26 protein-coding genes, 1 tRNA gene and 1 rRNA gene are annotated in these 16,115 nt (G+C 42.8%); all 28 read right to left on the reverse strand.

Annotated features, from left to right (window positions below; translation table 11 throughout):
- Window positions 1-60: 60 nt before the first annotated feature.
- The 28 genes from ELZ47_RS11130 to rplB all read right to left on the reverse strand — a co-directional run bounded on the left by ELZ47_RS11130 (window position 61) and on the right by rplB (window position 16,112).
- A tRNA-Ala gene (locus ELZ47_RS11130) sits at window positions 61-133 on the reverse strand.
- A 64-nt stretch (window positions 134-197) separates the two neighbouring features.
- A 16S ribosomal RNA gene (locus tag ELZ47_RS11135) occupies window positions 198-1,745 on the reverse strand.
- Window positions 1,746-1,978: 233 nt separating this feature from the next.
- The gene (locus tag ELZ47_RS11140; protein ID WP_126436043.1) at window positions 1,979-3,238 is read right to left on the reverse strand and encodes a glutamate-cysteine ligase family protein; all 1,260 of its coding nucleotides are present in this window, start codon (window positions 3,236-3,238) and stop codon (window positions 1,979-1,981) included.
- A 247-nt stretch (window positions 3,239-3,485) separates the two neighbouring features.
- Window positions 3,486-3,872 carry a 50S ribosomal protein L17 gene (rplQ, locus tag ELZ47_RS11145; protein WP_002894521.1) on the reverse strand — a complete coding sequence of 129 codons (387 nt, stop codon included), beginning with the start codon at window positions 3,870-3,872 and terminating at the stop codon, window positions 3,486-3,488.
- Window positions 3,873-3,883: 11 nt separating this feature from the next.
- Complete coding sequence (locus tag ELZ47_RS11150) at window positions 3,884-4,822, reverse strand: DNA-directed RNA polymerase subunit alpha (protein ID WP_002894519.1); 939 nt, start codon at window positions 4,820-4,822, stop codon at window positions 3,884-3,886.
- Between the two features lie 45 nt (window positions 4,823-4,867).
- Window positions 4,868-5,251, reverse strand: a complete 384-nt coding sequence (gene rpsK, locus ELZ47_RS11155) for a 30S ribosomal protein S11 (RefSeq protein ID WP_001118385.1) — start codon at window positions 5,249-5,251, stop codon at window positions 4,868-4,870.
- Between the two features lie 19 nt (window positions 5,252-5,270).
- Window positions 5,271-5,636, reverse strand: a complete 366-nt coding sequence (rpsM, locus tag ELZ47_RS11160) for a 30S ribosomal protein S13 (RefSeq protein ID WP_002894516.1) — start codon at window positions 5,634-5,636, stop codon at window positions 5,271-5,273.
- A gap of 17 nt (window positions 5,637-5,653) precedes the next feature.
- Complete coding sequence (rpmJ, locus tag ELZ47_RS11165; RefSeq protein WP_001808836.1) at window positions 5,654-5,770, reverse strand: 50S ribosomal protein L36; 117 nt, start codon at window positions 5,768-5,770, stop codon at window positions 5,654-5,656.
- Between the two features lie 22 nt (window positions 5,771-5,792).
- Window positions 5,793-6,011 carry a translation initiation factor IF-1 gene (gene infA / locus ELZ47_RS11170; protein WP_001029883.1) on the reverse strand — a complete coding sequence of 73 codons (219 nt, stop codon included), beginning with the start codon at window positions 6,009-6,011 and terminating at the stop codon, window positions 5,793-5,795.
- 117 nt (window positions 6,012-6,128) lie between these two features.
- Window positions 6,129-6,767: an adenylate kinase gene (locus tag ELZ47_RS11175; RefSeq protein ID WP_002908226.1), complete on the reverse strand. Its 639-nt coding sequence runs from the start codon at window positions 6,765-6,767 to the stop codon at window positions 6,129-6,131.
- A 173-nt stretch (window positions 6,768-6,940) separates the two neighbouring features.
- Window positions 6,941-8,248, reverse strand: a complete 1,308-nt coding sequence (gene secY / locus ELZ47_RS11180) for a preprotein translocase subunit SecY (RefSeq protein WP_002908227.1) — start codon at window positions 8,246-8,248, stop codon at window positions 6,941-6,943.
- Between the two features lie 12 nt (window positions 8,249-8,260).
- Window positions 8,261-8,701 carry a 50S ribosomal protein L15 gene (rplO, locus tag ELZ47_RS11185; RefSeq protein ID WP_002901833.1) on the reverse strand — a complete coding sequence of 147 codons (441 nt, stop codon included), beginning with the start codon at window positions 8,699-8,701 and terminating at the stop codon, window positions 8,261-8,263.
- Between the two features lie 155 nt (window positions 8,702-8,856).
- A complete protein-coding gene (gene rpmD / locus ELZ47_RS11190) occupies window positions 8,857-9,039 on the reverse strand; it encodes a 50S ribosomal protein L30 (protein WP_002894509.1) in 183 nt (60 codons plus the stop codon).
- Between the two features lie 13 nt (window positions 9,040-9,052).
- Window positions 9,053-9,547, reverse strand: a complete 495-nt coding sequence (rpsE, locus tag ELZ47_RS11195; RefSeq protein ID WP_002894506.1) for a 30S ribosomal protein S5 — start codon at window positions 9,545-9,547, stop codon at window positions 9,053-9,055.
- Window positions 9,548-9,564: 17 nt separating this feature from the next.
- Entirely contained in the window at window positions 9,565-9,921 is a 357-nt protein-coding gene (rplR, locus tag ELZ47_RS11200; RefSeq protein ID WP_009659213.1) for a 50S ribosomal protein L18, read from the reverse strand.
- An 86-nt stretch (window positions 9,922-10,007) separates the two neighbouring features.
- Window positions 10,008-10,544: a 50S ribosomal protein L6 gene (gene rplF / locus ELZ47_RS11205; RefSeq protein WP_004189537.1), complete on the reverse strand. Its 537-nt coding sequence runs from the start codon at window positions 10,542-10,544 to the stop codon at window positions 10,008-10,010.
- 189 nt (window positions 10,545-10,733) lie between these two features.
- A complete protein-coding gene (gene rpsH, locus ELZ47_RS11210; RefSeq protein ID WP_002899666.1) occupies window positions 10,734-11,132 on the reverse strand; it encodes a 30S ribosomal protein S8 in 399 nt (132 codons plus the stop codon).
- Between the two features lie 213 nt (window positions 11,133-11,345).
- On the reverse strand, window positions 11,346-11,615 hold the full coding sequence (gene rpsN, locus ELZ47_RS11215; protein ID WP_072073237.1) for a 30S ribosomal protein S14: 270 nt from the start codon (window positions 11,613-11,615) through the stop codon (window positions 11,346-11,348).
- A 17-nt stretch (window positions 11,616-11,632) separates the two neighbouring features.
- Window positions 11,633-12,175, reverse strand: coding sequence for a 50S ribosomal protein L5 (gene rplE / locus ELZ47_RS11220; protein ID WP_002894499.1), 543 nt, complete (start codon window positions 12,173-12,175; stop codon window positions 11,633-11,635).
- Window positions 12,176-12,198: 23 nt separating this feature from the next.
- Window positions 12,199-12,504, reverse strand: coding sequence for a 50S ribosomal protein L24 (gene rplX, locus ELZ47_RS11225; RefSeq protein ID WP_002894497.1), 306 nt, complete (start codon window positions 12,502-12,504; stop codon window positions 12,199-12,201).
- Between the two features lie 74 nt (window positions 12,505-12,578).
- Complete coding sequence (gene rplN, locus ELZ47_RS11230) at window positions 12,579-12,947, reverse strand: 50S ribosomal protein L14 (protein WP_002894494.1); 369 nt, start codon at window positions 12,945-12,947, stop codon at window positions 12,579-12,581.
- Window positions 12,948-12,972: 25 nt separating this feature from the next.
- Window positions 12,973-13,233: a 30S ribosomal protein S17 gene (rpsQ, locus tag ELZ47_RS11235; protein ID WP_000440801.1), complete on the reverse strand. Its 261-nt coding sequence runs from the start codon at window positions 13,231-13,233 to the stop codon at window positions 12,973-12,975.
- A 23-nt stretch (window positions 13,234-13,256) separates the two neighbouring features.
- A complete protein-coding gene (rpmC, locus tag ELZ47_RS11240) occupies window positions 13,257-13,463 on the reverse strand; it encodes a 50S ribosomal protein L29 (RefSeq protein ID WP_002894488.1) in 207 nt (68 codons plus the stop codon).
- Between the two features lie 9 nt (window positions 13,464-13,472).
- Entirely contained in the window at window positions 13,473-13,886 is a 414-nt protein-coding gene (gene rplP, locus ELZ47_RS11245; protein ID WP_000960948.1) for a 50S ribosomal protein L16, read from the reverse strand.
- 3 nt (window positions 13,887-13,889) lie between these two features.
- Window positions 13,890-14,543, reverse strand: a complete 654-nt coding sequence (gene rpsC, locus ELZ47_RS11250; protein WP_002894486.1) for a 30S ribosomal protein S3 — start codon at window positions 14,541-14,543, stop codon at window positions 13,890-13,892.
- Window positions 14,544-14,555: 12 nt separating this feature from the next.
- Entirely contained in the window at window positions 14,556-14,900 is a 345-nt protein-coding gene (gene rplV / locus ELZ47_RS11255; protein ID WP_002894484.1) for a 50S ribosomal protein L22, read from the reverse strand.
- Between the two features lie 11 nt (window positions 14,901-14,911).
- Window positions 14,912-15,193 (reverse strand): 30S ribosomal protein S19, encoded by a 282-nt coding sequence (rpsS, locus tag ELZ47_RS11260; RefSeq protein ID WP_000533766.1) that lies wholly within the window; start codon window positions 15,191-15,193, stop codon window positions 14,912-14,914.
- Window positions 15,194-15,278: 85 nt separating this feature from the next.
- Complete coding sequence (gene rplB, locus ELZ47_RS11265) at window positions 15,279-16,112, reverse strand: 50S ribosomal protein L2 (protein ID WP_126436044.1); 834 nt, start codon at window positions 16,110-16,112, stop codon at window positions 15,279-15,281.
- Window positions 16,113-16,115 lie beyond the last annotated feature (3 nt).

Here is a 16,115-nt window from a genome sequence, read left to right on the forward strand (position 1 = left end):
GTGTCAGTTCTCTATTTTTCTACAGAAGTTCCCGCAAGCGGAACGTCTTCCATATCCTAATGGAGCCTAGCGGGATCGAACCGCTGACCTCCTGCGTGCAAAGCAGGCGCTCTCCCAGCTGAGCTAAGGCCCCACATAGCCCTCTCAAAACTAAACAAGACCCAAGTGCATTCCGTATGTCCTTACGGACTCCTTAGAAAGGAGGTGATCCAGCCGCACCTTCCGATACGGCTACCTTGTTACGACTTCACCCCAATCATCTATCCCACCTTAGGCGGCTGGCTCCTTACGGTTACCTCACCGACTTCGGGTGTTACAAACTCTCGTGGTGTGACGGGCGGTGTGTACAAGGCCCGGGAACGTATTCACCGCGGCGTGCTGATCCGCGATTACTAGCGATTCCGACTTCATGTAGGCGAGTTGCAGCCTACAATCCGAACTGAGACTGGCTTTCAGAGATTAGCTTGCCGTCACCGGCTTGCGACTCGTTGTACCAGCCATTGTAGCACGTGTGTAGCCCAGGTCATAAGGGGCATGATGATTTGACGTCATCCCCACCTTCCTCCGGTTTATTACCGGCAGTCTCGCTAGAGTGCCCAACTGAATGATGGCAACTAACAATAGGGGTTGCGCTCGTTGCGGGACTTAACCCAACATCTCACGACACGAGCTGACGACAACCATGCACCACCTGTCACCTCTGTCCCGAAGGAAAACTCTATCTCTAGAGTGGTCAGAGGGATGTCAAGACCTGGTAAGGTTCTTCGCGTTGCTTCGAATTAAACCACATGCTCCACCGCTTGTGCGGGCCCCCGTCAATTCCTTTGAGTTTCAACCTTGCGGTCGTACTCCCCAGGCGGAGTGCTTAATGCGTTAGCTGCGGCACTAAGCCCCGGAAAGGGCCTAACACCTAGCACTCATCGTTTACGGCGTGGACTACCAGGGTATCTAATCCTGTTTGCTCCCCACGCTTTCGAGCCTCAGCGTCAGTTACAGACCAGAGAGCCGCTTTCGCCACCGGTGTTCCTCCATATATCTACGCATTTCACCGCTACACATGGAATTCCACTCTCCCCTTCTGCACTCAAGTTAAACAGTTTCCAAAGCATACTATGGTTAAGCCACAGCCTTTAACTTCAGACTTATCTAACCGCCTGCGCTCGCTTTACGCCCAATAAATCCGGACAACGCTCGGGACCTACGTATTACCGCGGCTGCTGGCACGTAGTTAGCCGTCCCTTTCTGGTAAGATACCGTCACAGTGTGAACTTTCCACTCTCACACCCGTTCTTCTCTTACAACAGAGCTTTACGATCCGAAAACCTTCTTCACTCACGCGGCGTTGCTCGGTCAGGGTTCCCCCCATTGCCGAAGATTCCCTACTGCTGCCTCCCGTAGGAGTCTGGGCCGTGTCTCAGTCCCAGTGTGGCCGATCACCCTCTCAGGTCGGCTATGTATCGTCGCCTTGGTGAGCCGTTACCTCACCAACTAGCTAATACAACGCAGGTCCATCTGGTAGTGATGCAGTTGCATCTTTCAATTAAGTATCATGCGATATTCAATTTCATGCGGTATTAGCTATCGTTTCCAATAGTTATCCCCCGCTACCAGGCAGGTTACCTACGCGTTACTCACCCGTTCGCAACTCATCCAAGAAGAGCAAGCTCCTCTCTTCAGCGTTCTACTTGCATGTATTAGGCACGCCGCCAGCGTTCGTCCTGAGCCAGGATCAAACTCTCATTAAAAAGTTTGAGTTCGCACTCATTACTGTCCACTGACAGATTTATTTTCGTTTTTTGACAGGTTACATATCTCTATGTCACCCTGCACTTGGTTCGTCTTGTTCAGTTTTCAAAGGGCTTTGTCTTTCGCGACAACTATATTAGTATATCACCCAACCACACCTCTTGTCAATACCTTTTCTAATTTTTTTTTACATTTTTTTGAAGTTTTTTATGCATTAAAGTCTTTCCGTCTATTAGAGTGCGGGAAGATATGCTTCTTCCCCTAATTGACGAGCTAATAAACCAGCTCTTGCCAACTGAAGCAAAGTCTTTGTGAATTCATAAATATGCTCTCTTTCACTTGCAGACAACTCTTTTTTAGAAAACTTTCTTCTTAAAGCTTTGTAATCCCGACCTTCCTCTTGAAAGAAGGGAGCGTCTTGTAAATAGGCTTTTACATTCTCCAAATTTTCTAAAATACCAAGATGAAAAGCAGCAGAAGAAAAGGTTCTATCAAAAGGCTGAGTGCAGACGCTCCGAAACTCTACTGTCCCCCGCGTCGTCAAATCTTGATACTGATAACTTCTATGATTCTTGAAGTCTGCTCCCCTTGGAGTCAAATTTGCTTTTTCACCTGAAAGGCTATAAGCTTCAATAGTTTTCTGGCTCAAGTATTCATTAGCAGATATCGGATAGAAATAGTAGGATTGACCATTTCGTTCGGCAGTGAAAAGCGCTGATTTACTAAGATAAGCAAAAAATTCATCTTCAGTTTGAAAATCTTTTGAATTCACACCCGCATTTTCCTGTAAAATGCCATGCATCGATTGCTCCCAGAAAATGTCCCGAGCTATTTTTGTATCCCAAGAAGAATCCGAAAACTCTGAATTGGCAAAAAGGTATGCCTTAGCAGCTTCAATTTGATTGAAGACATTGATGACGCTTAAATAATTTTCTCTTGAGACATCCAGCTGAACTTGACTCCCACAAATAAAAGCACCATATTCTGGATAATTGTGCAAACCTTCCATGTTCTTTCCCATAGCTAAATACTGCATCAGCATTTCATATCTTGGATATTTAACTGGACTATTATCATTTTCAGCCCAGAAAGGATGAATACCTTCTCCTTGAATTTCATGATGTTCTTCACGCAGAATTAGCTGAATAATGTTCAGATAGTTCTTAAAACGCTCTTCAACTTCTTGAATTCTGCTAGCCTTGGCAAAAGCAAATTCCAAAGTATTGTAAGAGACCTCAAAAAGAATTCTGTCTTCATTTTTAGTGGATTTTAGTTGGATAGGATTTCCATCTCTATCAAATCTCTCCGCTTCAAAATCATGTTCATCAAGTAAACGTTTTAATAGATTCTTGGCAACGGTCGTATCAGTCGCTCCGCCCTGGCTATTGACAATAGGAAATTCTAATTCAATGCCAATGTAGACAGTTGGATTTTCTTTAATATTCTTTAAATAGCGTTCTTTTAAAATTTGGATTGAATCAATCATTTCCATTTCCTATAAATTTTTGATAGTGTTAGAGTATTATAACAAAATTTCAGGTTTTTTCCTAGTTTCAAGCAAAAACGCCTGCTTACGAAATTGTTTTTGTCTTAAAAGCAATTTCGTAAACAAGCGTCTACCTATTATCAACTATATGATGAGTGTTCCCGCTAGGAAAAAATCCTAGCGGTAGACCAGAGCTAGACTAAGAATAGAGCCTCTATTCCATCATCATAACACTCAACAAAGATTGATGATCTTATACTAATTCGATGATTGCCATTGGCGCAGCATCTCCGCGGCGCGGTTCAGTTTTCAGGATACGAGTATATCCACCGTTGCGCTCCGCATAGCGTGGTGCAATCTCAGAGAACAATTTTTGAAGAGCAGTAGTTGTAGTATACTTTTCTGTTGCTTCATCATAGTTTTCTGATGCGATTTCATTGCGTACAAAAGCTGCTGCTTGACGACGAGCGTGCAAGTCTCCACGTTTGCCCAATGTAATCATTTTTTCAACTGTTTTACGGATTTCTTTAGCACGAGCTTCAGTTGTCACGATTGATTCGTTGATTAGCAAATCAGTAGTCAAATCGCGAAGCATTGCTTTACGTTGTGAGCTAGTGCGTCCTAGTTTACGGTAAGCCATGTATTCCTCCTTTATTTATCGTTTTTTAACCCCAGACCGAGATCAGCAAGTTTAACTTTTACTTCCTCCAGACTCTTGCGTCCCAAGTTACGAACTTTCATCATTTCTGGCTCAGATTTTTCTGTCAAATCAAATACAGTATTGATACCTGCACGTTTCAAACAGTTGTATGAGCGAACTGACAAATCTAATTCTTCGATGGTCCGCTCTAAAATGCGGTCATCAGAAGTCTTTTCTGCTTCCTTCATAACGTCTGCAGCGATAGCTACTTCTGTCAGGTTAGTGAAGAGATTCAAATGTTCCGTAAGGATGCGGGCTGAAAGTCCCAAAGCATCTTCTGGAATAATTGTTCCATTCGTTAAAATTTCAAGGGTTAGTTTGTCAAAACCATCGTTGCTACCAACACGAGCTGGCTCAACCTGGTAATTAACCTTTGTCACTGGCGTATAGATAGAATCTACCGCAAGTGTTCCCACTGGTGCATCATCTTTCTTATTTTCATCTGCAGGCACATAACCACGACCGCTGTTGACAGTCATCGTTGCCTTAAAGCTTGCACCTTCTCCGATTGTAAAGAGATAATGATCAGGGTTTATAATTTCAATGTCACTGTCTGTCAAAATGTCTCCGGCAGTCACTTCTGCTGGTCCTTCAACATCCAGTTCAATAATCTTTTCGTCTTGGACGTAAGATTTTACAGCAATTCCTTTGACGTTCAGAATAATTTGCATCACGTCTTCACGGACACCGGAAATTGTATCAAACTCGTGCAAAACACCTTCAATATTGATTGAAGTAACAGCAGCACCTGGAAGTGAAGCCAAAAGCACACGGCGAAGAGAATTTCCCAGTGTTGTACCATAGCCACGCTCAAGCGGCTCTACTACAAACTTGCCATAATCTTTATTTTCATCAATTTTTGTTATATTTGGTTTTTCAAACTCAATCATTTGCTATACTCCCTCTTAAACGAAAAGCAGTGTAACGGTTAGTGATTATACACGGCGACGTTTTGGAGGACGAGCACCATTGTGTGGTACAGGAGTCACATCACGAATAGCTGTTACTTCAAGACCAGCGGCAGCAAGAGCACGAATAGCAGACTCACGACCAGAACCTGGACCTTTTACAGTAACTTCAACTGATTTCAGACCGTGTTCCTGTGCAGATTTAGCAGCTGCTTCAGATGCCATTTGGGCAGCAAATGGTGTAGATTTACGAGAACCTTTAAATCCAAGAGCTCCAGCAGATGACCAAGCAATCGCGTTACCATGCACATCAGTAATCATAACAATAGTGTTATTAAATGTAGCGTGAATATGAGCAATACCGGATTCGATATTTTTCTTCACACGACGTTTACGTGTTGGTTTAGCCAAGACTTTTTACCTCCTTATATTATTTTTTCTTACCTGCAATCGCAACAGCTTTACCTTTACGAGTGCGGGCGTTATTTTTAGTGTTTTGTCCACGGACAGGAAGTCCACGACGGTGACGGATTCCACGGTATGAACCGATTTCCATCAAACGTTTGATGTTCAAGTTTACTTCACGACGAAGGTCACCTTCAACTTTAATCGCATCTACTTCACGACGGATAGCGTCTTCTTGTTCGATTGTAAGATCTTTTACACGAATATCTTCTGAAACTCCAGCAGCTGCCAAGATTTTCTTAGAAGTTGGAAGTCCGATACCGTACACATATGTCAGTGAAACGACTACACGTTTGTCATTTGGAATGTCAACTCCAGCAATACGAGCCATTTTTTCTCCTTTCTATCTTATCCTTGACGTTGTTTGTGTTTTGGATTTGCTGGGCAAATTACCATAACACGACCATTACGACGAATAACTTTGCAGTATTCGCAAATTGGTTTGACCGATGGTCTTACTTTCATTTTTTCCCTCCAAGTTTTTCGATTATTTAAAGCGGTATGTGATCCGTCCACGTGTCAAATCATAAGGACTCATTTCTACAGTCACACGGTCTCCCGCTAAAATACGAATATAGTTTTTACGAATTTTACCAGAAACTGTTGCTAAAATCTGATGTCCATTTTCAAGTTCAACCGTAAACATTGCATTAGGCATTGTATCAACTACCTTGCCTTCAACCTCAATCACATCGTCTTTTGCCACGCAAAAGTACCTCCATAAATTTCGATTTGATCCCTCTGAGCACAGAGGTAACAATTATAAGTCAGACTAATTCATTGTATCACTACTTGTCAAATATTGCAAGCAGGAAAAACGCTTTTATTTCAAATTTGTCAGCACTTTTTCAATGTCTGAGAAGACATCATCAATATCTTGATTTCCTTGAATATCATGGACCAAACCTTTGCTGCGATAGTGATCAATGATTGGCTGACCCTGAGCGATATTGACATCCAAACGACGTTTAACCGTCTCAGGCTTGTCATCTTCGCGCTGGTAATAATCCTCTTCCTTATAGTCTGCTGGCGGATTGAAGACCTTGTGGAAGGTTTCGCCTGTTTGACGATGGATAATCCGACCGCTCAAACGCTCCAAGAGACAGTCTGGGTTCACTTCGATATTGATTACACCTTCAAGTTCGATACCAAGTTCAGCCAATGTTTTGTCCAAGGCATTTGCTTGCTCAATCGTGCGTGGATAGCCATCCAAGAGGAAGCCTGTTTGCTTAATATCGTCTTGACTCAAACGCTCTTTGACAATACCGTTTGTCACTTGGTCTGGCACCAACTCGCCCTTGTCAATATAGGACTTGGCTAAGACGCCCATCTCTGTTTGGTTAGCAATCGCCGCACGGAACATATCTCCAGTTGAAATATGTGCAACATTGAAGCGCTCAACGATTTTAGCAGCTTGAGTTCCTTTACCAGCACCTGGTAAGCCCATAATCAAAAGATTCATGATTGGTCTCCTTTTTTGTTTTTAAAGCAATCTATTAAACCGATTAATAAACTCGTTTAAAAACAAAATAGAAGGGGGTGAGTCTACTCTGTCCCCTTTTATTTTGTTTATTTTCGGTTCAAGAAAGGTTATCTGAACAGGCTTCTCATTAGAAAAGCAATTCAAAAATTCCCTTACTCTGAAGTATCCATAAAGCCGACATACTTTCTCTTCAGCAGGTAGCCCTCTAGCTGCTTCATCCCCTCAATACCAGTTGAAATGATGATCAAGAGACTGGTTCCTCCAAGAGCAACGGCATCTGTCAATCCAAATACATCTTTAGCTACAATAGGCAGAATGGAAATGACACCTAGGAAGAGAGCGCCAACTGTTGCCAAACGGCGCAGCAGTTTAGACATGTAGTCTTCTGTTCCTTTACCAGGACGAACACCTGGGATGTAAGCTCCGCTCTTTTGCAGATTCTCTGCTGTCTTCTCTGGATTAATCTGTACAAAAGTATAGAAGAATGTAAAGAGGACAATCAGGAAGGCGTACATGAACATACCACTAATGGTCGTTGTTGCCAAAAGTGACTGAGCTGTCTTAATCCAATCTGCATCATAACCCATGGCACTGGCAACTTGGAAAATCGCTGCCGGTGCAGCTGTAATAGAGCTAGCGAAGATTACAGGAATAACTCCAGCTGGATTGACTTTCAGCGGAAGATAGGAGCTAGAAGGTGCACCCTTAGCTACTTTCGTATACTGAATTGGAATTTTATATTCAGCCTGCTGTACAAAGGTTGTAAAGTAAATGATAAGCAGGACTGCCACAATCAGAATCCCTACAAAAATGAAGGATGAAGTCAAACGATCACTAGGGATATTGACAAAGTAATCTTCATAGATACCTTTAATCATATCAGGGATAGCTGAGACGATACCGGCAAAGATAATCATGGAAACACCGTTACCGTAACCCTTATCCGTAATCTGCTCTCCCAGCCAAGTCACAATCATAGAACCAGTTGCTAGAAAAATGTAAATCAAAACATAGGTCTGCACATTCGGGTTTGTTATAAGATTTACTCTTGAGAGAGCACCAAAACCAGCGGTAATCCCAATTGCCTGCACAAAGGCCAAAACCAGGGCGATATAACGAGTCGCTTGATTCAGCTTTCTGCGTCCTACCTCACCTTGCTTTCCCCACTCTACAAACTTTGGAAGCAAGTCCATTTGCAGCAACTGAACAACGATAGATGCTGTGATGTATGGACTGACTCCCAGAGCAAAGACTGAGAAGTTGCGCATGGCGTTACCAGAAACCAAGCTCAGCATATTCAAGAATGGCAAATCATTCAAGTTGCTCAAAGCTTTGGCATTAATCCCTGGAACCGTTATGGTTGTACCGATACGGAAAACTAAGATGATAAAAATCGTGAATAGAATCTTAGACCGTACCTGTTTGATTTTAAATGCGTCTTTTAATAGTTTGAAAAACATAGGTCACCTCGCTTAGATGACTTCCACTGAACCACCTTTAGCAGTGATAGCTTCTTCAGCTGATTTAGAGAATTTAGCTGCCTTAACAGTCAATTTCTTTGTCAATTCTCCGTTACCAAGAATCTTGATTCCTGATTTTTCAGCTTTTACAATACCTGCTTCGATGAGAACAACTGGTGTTACTTCAGCGCCATCTTCAAAGGCGTTCAGTTGGTCAAGGTTAACAATCGCATATTCTTTGCGGTTGATGTTCAGGAAACCACGTTTTGGAAGACGACGGAACAACGGAGTTTGTCCACCTTCAAAACCAAGGCGAACGCCGCCACCGCTACGAGCTTTTTGACCTTTTTGACCACGGCCAGATGTTTTACCATTACCAGATGATGTACCACGACCAACACGATTGCGGACTTTACGAGAACCTGCAGCAGGTTGTAATTCATGAAGTTTCATTATATTATTTCTCCTCTTTTGTAAAATGCTAGCGCTCATATAGGAGAAAAGGTGTCTCCTATATAAACTCGCCTATACATATATTTAGTTTTAGGGGCTGAGAAAATCCCATCCCCTAATTTATTTTGAATTTAAAGTTGTTAAGCCAGCAAAGCTTATTTAACTTCTTCAACAGTTACCAAGTGTGATACTGCAGTAATCATACCGCGTACTGCTGGATTATCTTCTTTGATAACTGAGCTGTTCAATTTGCCAAGTCCAAGTGCTACAACAGTTTTACGTTGTGACGGGATGCGTCCGATTGGAGACTTAGTCAAAGTAATTTTAATTTGAGCCATGTTATCCCCTTTCTTATGCCAAGTCAGAAACTGAAATACCACGAAGGGCAGCAACTTCTTCAGCGCGTTTTAATTGTTTCAAACCTTCAACAGTTGCGCGAACGATGTTGATTGGAGTGTTAGAGCCAAGAGATTTAGATGTAACATCTGCTACACCTGCCAACTCGATGACGGCACGAACCGCACCACCAGCAGCAACTCCAGAACCCTCAACAGCTGGCTTAAGCAATACTTTCGCTCCGCCAAATTCTGAAAGAACTTCGTGAGGAATTGTTGTGCCAACCATTGGTACTTCAATCAAATTCTTCTTCGCATCTTCAACTGCCTTGCGGATTGCTTCTGGTACTTCTTGAGCTTTACCAGTACCGAAGCCAACACGACCATTGCGATCACCAACAACTACAAGAGCTGCAAAGCGAAGACGACGTCCACCTTTAACAACTTTTGTAACACGGTTGATGGCAACTAAACGTTCTTCAAGTTCAACTGCGTTGTCTTTAAATGCCATTTTCTAGTGTCCTCCTCTTAGAATTTCAATCCGTTTTCACGAGCTGCATCAGCCAAAGCTTTTACACGTCCGTGATAGAGATATCCACCGCGGTCGAAGACGACTTCAGAAATACCTTTAGCAACTGCACGTTCAGCAACGAGCTTACCAACAACAACGGCTTGTTCTGTTTTAGTTCCTTTTGAAACTTCTTTGTCAAGAGTTGAAGCGCTTGCGAGCGTTACACCCGCTACGTCATCAATCACTTGAGCGTAGATGCCTGTATTAGAACGGAATACGTTCAAACGTGGGCGATCAGCAGTTCCAGAGAGTTTTCCGCGAACGCGACGGTGGCGTTTTTGGCGGATTTTATTTTTATCTGGTTTCGTAATCACAATTTTCACCTCTTAATTTTAATCTTGTGCTTATGCACAACGTTGGGAAACAGCTTGTTTGGCTGAAAAAAATCAGCCAGACAAGATTATTTACCAGTTTTACCTTCTTTACGGCGAACGAATTCACCAACGTAGCGGATACCTTTACCTTTGTATGGCTCTGGAGCACGCAGGCTACGTACGTAAGCTGCTGTTTGTCCAACTACTTCTTTTGAAATTCCGCTGATAACGATGGTCGTTGGGTTTGGAAGTTCAAAAGTGATGCCTTCTGGTGCTTCTACTTCGTCTGGATGAGATTTACCAACTGAAAGTACAAGCTTTTTGCCTTGAAGTTGAGCACGGTAACCAACCCCACGCATTTCAAGTTCTTTCTTGAATCCTTCTGATACACCAACAACCATGTTGTTCAAAAGGGCACGAGTAGTTCCGTGGATTGTTTTCATTTCTTTTGAATCGTTTGGACGGTGAAGAGTAACTTCAGTCCCTTCCACACGGATTTCAATATCTTTTGAGAACTCACGAGTCAGTTCTCCTTTAGGTCCTTTTACAGTTACAACGTTGTCTTTGTTGCTAAGTTCAACACCAGCAGGCAACACAATAACTTTATTACCAATACGTGACATGTATATATTCTCCTGTTAGATTGTCAGGCCGCAAGCGACCAGTTTTCACGGGGGTTAAATCGATTTCTCAATTTAAAGGAAAATTTAGGTCTCAATTTCAAAGTGAATCAAGGCATCGTCTCGCGGGCACAACTCTGAGTTAGGCAAGAGACGATAACGAAGAGTCACAAAGAAATTGGGAGCTAAATATTACCAAACGTAAGCGATAACCTCACCACCAACATTCTTTTGGCGTGCTTCTTTATCAGTCAGCAAGCCTTCAGATGTTGAAAGGATAGCAATTCCAAGTCCGTTCAGAACTTTTGGAAGATCTTCGCGTTTCTTGTAAACACGCAGACCTGGTTTTGAAACGCGTTTCAAACCAGTGATAACTTTTTCACCATTTTGTCCGTATTTAAGGAATACACGGATGATGCCTTGTTTGTCATCTTCGATGATTTCAACGTTTTTTACAAAACCTTCACGCTTCAGGATTTCAGCAATCCCTTTTTTGATGTTTGATGCCGGCACTTCAAGCACTTCGTGATTTGCTTGGTTAGCATTACGGATACGTGTCAGAAAGTCTGCAATTGGGTCAGTCATAACCATTTTATATTTCTCCTCTTACTAGTAGTTTGCAAGCTGCACTTGCTAGTTAATGATTGAGCTATGCTCAGATAGTATTGATACATTCAAATAAGATAATTCTTATTTGAACACGAGCTACAACCTTGGCAAAAAAGATAGATTTGTTTTGGAGCATCGCTCCTATACCAAATCTCCTATTTTTGCTGTGGTTGTTACGCTCTTTGTATCATGATATTACCAAGATGCTTTTGTTACACCAGGGATTTGACCTTTATGAGCAAGTTCGCGAAAAGCGATACGACTCAGGCCAAATTTGCGGTAAACTGAATGGGGGCGCCCAGTAACTTTACAACGATTATGTAAACGAGTCGGTGAAGCGTTGCGAGGTAATTTAGATAAACCTTCATAGTCCCCTGCCGCCTTTAATGCAGCACGTTTTTCAGCATAACGGTCAACAATTTTTTGGCGTTTAGCCTCTCTAGCTACCATTGATTTTTTAGCCATTAGATTTACCTCCTATATTATTTTGCAAACGGCATTCCAAGGCCTGTAAGCAATTCGCGTGACTCTTCGTCAGTGTTAGCAGTTGTTACGATAACGATGTCAAGACCACGAGTCTTATCAACGTCATCAAAGTTGATTTCTGGGAAGATCAATTGTTCTTTCACACCAAGTGTGTAGTTTCCGCGTCCATCAAATGATTTTGTTGGAACACCGTGGAAGTCACGAACACGTGGAAGAGAAACTGAAACTAATTTATCCAAGAATTCATACATACGTTCGCCACGAAGGGTTACTTTAGCACCGATCGCTACACCTTCACGAAGACGGAAGCCGGCGATTGATTTTTTAGCTTTAGTGATAAGTGGTTTTTGACCTGAGATAAGAGCCAATTCTTCAGCAGCTTTTTCAAGGTTTTTAGCGTTTGATACAGCGTCACCGACACCCATGTTCAAAACGATTTTATCCACTTTTGGCACAGCCATAACAGATGAGTAGTTGAACTTTTCAGTCAAAGCAGGAACTACTTCTTTAAGATATTTTTCTTTTAAACGATTTGCCATTATACTTCTCCTTTCCTTCGTGATTAGTCAAGCACTTCGCCTGATTTTTTATTGTAACGAACTTTTTTGCCGTCTACAAACTTGTAGCCAACACGTCCTGCAACACCATTCTTGTCAAGTACTTGAACGTTTGACACATGGATTGGCGCTTCTTTTTCCACGATAGCACCTTGAGGGTTTTCGTTATTTGGCTTTTGGTGTTTCTTAACGATGTTTACACCTTCAACAACAACTTTGTTTACTTTTGGAAGAGCTGTAACAACAAGTGCTTCAACACCCTTGTCTTTACCAGCAATTACGCGAACTTTGTCGCCTTTTTTTACAAACATTTATTTCTCCTCTTAATTCTTACGCCCATAGGGCACCCTGACTTTTGTCAGGGGACTGTGTTTGTTAATTTTGATTAAAGTACTTCTGGAGCCAATGATACGATCTTCATGAAGCCGCCGTCACGCAATTCACGAGCAACTGGGCCGAAGATACGAGTTCCGCGAGGAGTTTTGTCTTCACGGATGATGACTGCAGCGTTTTCGTCAAATTTGATGTATGAACCATCTTTACGACGAGCACCTGATTTAGTACGAACGATAACAGCTTTTACAACGTCACCTTTCTTAACCGCACCACCAGGAGTAGCTTGTTTTACAGACGCAACGATTACATCACCGATGTTAGCGAACTTACGTCCTGAGCCACCAAGAACTTTGATTGTCAAGATTTCGCGAGCGCCGCTGTTGTCGGCAACTTTCAAACGAGTTTCTGTTTGAATCATTTAAGTTTTCTCCTTTCTGGTTTGATTAGATGATAACCGCTTCTTCAACGACTTCTACAAGACGGAAGCGTTTTGTAGCTGAAAGCGGACGAGTTTCCATGATACGAACGATATCGCCTTCTTTGGCAACATTGTTTTCGTCATGTGCTTTGTACTTCTTAGAGTAGTTAATACGTTTACCATAGACTGGGTGGTTACGTTTAGTTTCAACTACAACTGTGATTGTTTTGTCCATTTTGTCAGAAACAACGCGTCCGACAAGAACTTTACGATTATTGCGTTCCATTGAAATTCTCCTTCCCTAGTCTATTATTTAACTTCTGATTGAACAGTTTTGATACGAGCGATTTGTTTTTTCACTTCTTTCAGGCGAGCTGTCTGCTCCAATTGGCCAGCAGCTGCTTGGAAACGAAGATCAAACAATTCTTTCTTCAATTCATTTTCACGCTTCGCGAGTTCTTCTTGAGAAAGACCACGAAGTTCTTTAACAAATTCTTTTACTTCATTAAGTTTCATGCCTTCTCCTTATTCTGCTTCACGTTTTACGAATTTACATTTAACTGGAAGTTTGTGGCTTGCAAGGCGAAGCGCTTCGCGAGCGATTTCTTCTGAAACGCCAGCAACTTCAAACATTACTTTGCCACGCTTAACTGGTGCAACCCAACCTTCTGGAGCACCTTTACCAGATCCCATCCGTACACCGATAGCTTTTGCAGTGTATGATTTGTGTGGGAAGATTTTAATCCAAACTTTACCACCACGCTTCATGTAACGAGTCATAGCGATACGGGCAGCTTCGATTTGGCGGTTAGTGATCCAGTGGCTAGTAGTTGCTTGAAGACCGTATTCTCCAAATGCTACTTCTTTTCCGCCTTTAGCTTCACCGCGCATTTTTCCACGGAATTCGCGACGGTGTTTAACACGTTTAGGTACTAACATTGGTTATTTACCTCCTTTAGTGTTTTTACGAGCTGGAAGGACTTCTCCACGGTAGATCCAGACTTTAACACCCAGTTTACCGTAAGTAGTATCAGCTTCTTCCCAAGCGTAATCGATATCCGCACGAAGAGTGTGAAGCGGAACAGTTCCCTCAGAGTAACCTTCGCTGCGGGCAATATCTGCACCGTTCAAACGACCTGATACTTGAGTTTTGATTCCTTTAGCTCCTGCACGCATTGTACGTTGGATAGCTTGTTTTTGAGCACGACGGAAAGCAACACGCTGCTCAAGCTGGCGAGCAATTCCTTCACCAACCAGATGCGCATCCAAGTCAGGACGCTTGATTTCGATGATGTTGATGTGGACTTGTTTTCCAGTCAATTTGTTGAGTTTTGCACGGAGTGCATCAACATTTGCTCCACCTTTACCGATAACCATACCTGGCTTAGCAGTGTGAAGAGAAACGTTTACTTTGTTTACTGCGCGTTCAATTTCAATAGTTGAAATCGCTGCGTCAGCCAATTCTTTTTGAACGAATTTACGGATTGCAAGATCTTCATGAAGGTAATCCGCGTATTCTTTTTCAGCATACCATTTGGCATCCCAATCACGGATGATGCCGACACGCATACCAATTGGATGTACTTTTTGACCCACGATGTTACCTCCTTATTTTTCTGCAACGACCACAGTGATGTGGCTTGTGCGTTTGTTGATTGGTGAAGCTGAACCTTTAGCGCGCGGACGGAAACGTTTCATAGTTGGTCCTTCGTTTGCGAAAGCTTCAGATACTACCAAGTTTGCTTTTTCCAAACCAAAGTTGTTTTCAGCATTAGCGATTGCAGAGTTCAACACTTTTTCGATAATGCCAGCAGCTTTGTTTGGAGTGAATTTCAAGATTGCGATTGCGTCAGCGACGTTTTTACCACGAATATTGTCAAGAACCAGACGAGATTTACGAGGTGAAACACGCACTGTACGAGCCATTGCTTTAGCTGAAGTAATTTCTGCCATTTATGTTCTCCTTATTTTCTACGTGTTTTCTTGTCGTCTGCAGCGTGACCCTTGTAAGTACGAGTTGGCGCAAATTCACCAAGCTTGTGACCTACCATGTCTTCCTGGATGTAAACAGGTACGTGTTTACGTCCGTCATAAACTGCGATTGTGTAACCAATGAAACTTGGGAAGATCGTTGAACGACGTGACCAAGTTTTGATGACTTTTTTCTTTTCGTCGTTAGCTTGAGCTTCAACTTTCTTCATCAGATGCTCATCGACGAAAGGTCCTTTTTTAAGACTGCGTCCCATTTTATATTTTCTCCTTTAAATAAGTACCACAGCGGCCTGCGCTGACTATGCAGCGCTACCGAGCTGGCGGATAGATTGTTTTACATTATTTCTCGTTGCGACGACGAACGATAAGTTTGTCAGATTTCGCTTTTTTGTTACGAGTTTTAAGTCCAAGAGCAGGTTTGCCCCATGGAGTAGATGGCGCTTTACGACCAACTGGTGCTTTACCTTCACCACCACCGTGTGGGTGATCGTTAGGGTTCATTACAGAACCGCGAACTGTTGGGCGGATACCTTTCCAACGGCTACGTCCTGCTTTACCAAGGTTTACAAGTCCATGTTGTTCGTTTCCGACAACACCAACTGTAGCGCGGCAAGTACCAAGAATCATACGAACTTCGCCTGATTGAAGACGAATAAGAGTGTACTTGCCTTCTTGACCCAATACTTGAGCAGAAGCTCCAGCAGCACGAACTAATTCTCCACCGCGGCCTGGCTTCAATTCAATGTTGTGCACCAAAGTACCAACCGGGATGTTAGCAAGCGGAAGAGCGTTTCCGACTTTGATATCTGCCTCAGGACCTGAAACAATGCGTTGACCAACTTCAAGACCTTTAGGAGCGATGATATAAGCTTTCACACCGTCAGTGTAATGAACCAAAGCGATGTTTGCTGAACGATTTGGATCATACTCGATTGTTTTTACAACTGCTTCAACAGCGTCTTTGTTACGCTTGAAGTCAATCAAACGGTAGTGACGCTTGTGGCCGCCACCTTGGTGACGAACAGTGATACGACCGTTGTTGTTACGACCAGCCTTGCTCTTTAAAGAAACAAGCAAAGATTTTTCTGGAGTGCTGGTAGTGATTTCAGCGAAATCCAAAGAAGTCATATTACGGCGACCGTTTGTTGTTGGTTTATAAACACGAATTCCCACGAT

This window comes from Streptococcus sanguinis (genome assembly GCF_900635155.1).
Classification (GTDB): Bacteria; Bacillota; Bacilli; order Lactobacillales; family Streptococcaceae; genus Streptococcus; species Streptococcus sanguinis_G.

Coding starts and splice junctions, on each gene's coding strand:
- rpmJ (WP_001808836.1), bottom strand. CDS start 5,770: ATGAAAGTAAGACCATCGGTCAAACCAATTTGCGAATACTGCAAAGTT.
- rplP (WP_000960948.1), bottom strand. CDS start 13,886: ATGTTAGTACCTAAACGTGTTAAACACCGTCGCGAATTCCGTGGAAAA.
- secY (WP_002908227.1), bottom strand. CDS start 8,248: ATGTTTTTCAAACTATTAAAAGACGCATTTAAAATCAAACAGGTACGG.
- ELZ47_RS11140 (WP_126436043.1), bottom strand. CDS start 3,238: ATGGAAATGATTGATTCAATCCAAATTTTAAAAGAACGCTATTTAAAG.
- rplX (WP_002894497.1), bottom strand. CDS start 12,504: ATGTTTGTAAAAAAAGGCGACAAAGTTCGCGTAATTGCTGGTAAAGAC.
- rplQ (WP_002894521.1), bottom strand. CDS start 3,872: ATGGCTTACCGTAAACTAGGACGCACTAGCTCACAACGTAAAGCAATG.
- ELZ47_RS11175 (WP_002908226.1), bottom strand. CDS start 6,767: ATGAATCTTTTGATTATGGGCTTACCAGGTGCTGGTAAAGGAACTCAA.
- rpsN (WP_072073237.1), bottom strand. CDS start 11,615: ATGGCTAAAAAATCAATGGTAGCTAGAGAGGCTAAACGCCAAAAAATT.
- rpsQ (WP_000440801.1), bottom strand. CDS start 13,233: ATGGAACGCAATAATCGTAAAGTTCTTGTCGGACGCGTTGTTTCTGAC.
- rplF (WP_004189537.1), bottom strand. CDS start 10,544: ATGTCACGTATTGGTAATAAAGTTATTGTGTTGCCTGCTGGTGTTGAA.
- rplV (WP_002894484.1), bottom strand. CDS start 14,900: ATGGCAGAAATTACTTCAGCTAAAGCAATGGCTCGTACAGTGCGTGTT.
- rpmC (WP_002894488.1), bottom strand. CDS start 13,463: ATGAAACTTAATGAAGTAAAAGAATTTGTTAAAGAACTTCGTGGTCTT.
- rpsM (WP_002894516.1), bottom strand. CDS start 5,636: ATGGCTCGTATTGCTGGAGTTGACATTCCAAATGACAAACGTGTAGTC.
- rpmD (WP_002894509.1), bottom strand. CDS start 9,039: ATGGCTCAAATTAAAATTACTTTGACTAAGTCTCCAATCGGACGCATC.
- rplN (WP_002894494.1), bottom strand. CDS start 12,947: ATGATTCAAACAGAAACTCGTTTGAAAGTTGCCGACAACAGCGGCGCT.
- rpsS (WP_000533766.1), bottom strand. CDS start 15,193: ATGGGACGCAGTCTTAAAAAAGGACCTTTCGTCGATGAGCATCTGATG.
- rplE (WP_002894499.1), bottom strand. CDS start 12,175: ATGGCAAATCGTTTAAAAGAAAAATATCTTAAAGAAGTAGTTCCTGCT.
- rpsH (WP_002899666.1), bottom strand. CDS start 11,132: ATGGTTATGACTGACCCAATTGCAGACTTTCTGACACGTATCCGTAAT.
- rplO (WP_002901833.1), bottom strand. CDS start 8,701: ATGAAACTTCATGAATTACAACCTGCTGCAGGTTCTCGTAAAGTCCGC.
- rpsE (WP_002894506.1), bottom strand. CDS start 9,547: ATGGCATTTAAAGACAACGCAGTTGAACTTGAAGAACGTTTAGTTGCC.
- ELZ47_RS11150 (WP_002894519.1), bottom strand. CDS start 4,822: ATGATTGAGTTTGAAAAACCAAATATAACAAAAATTGATGAAAATAAA.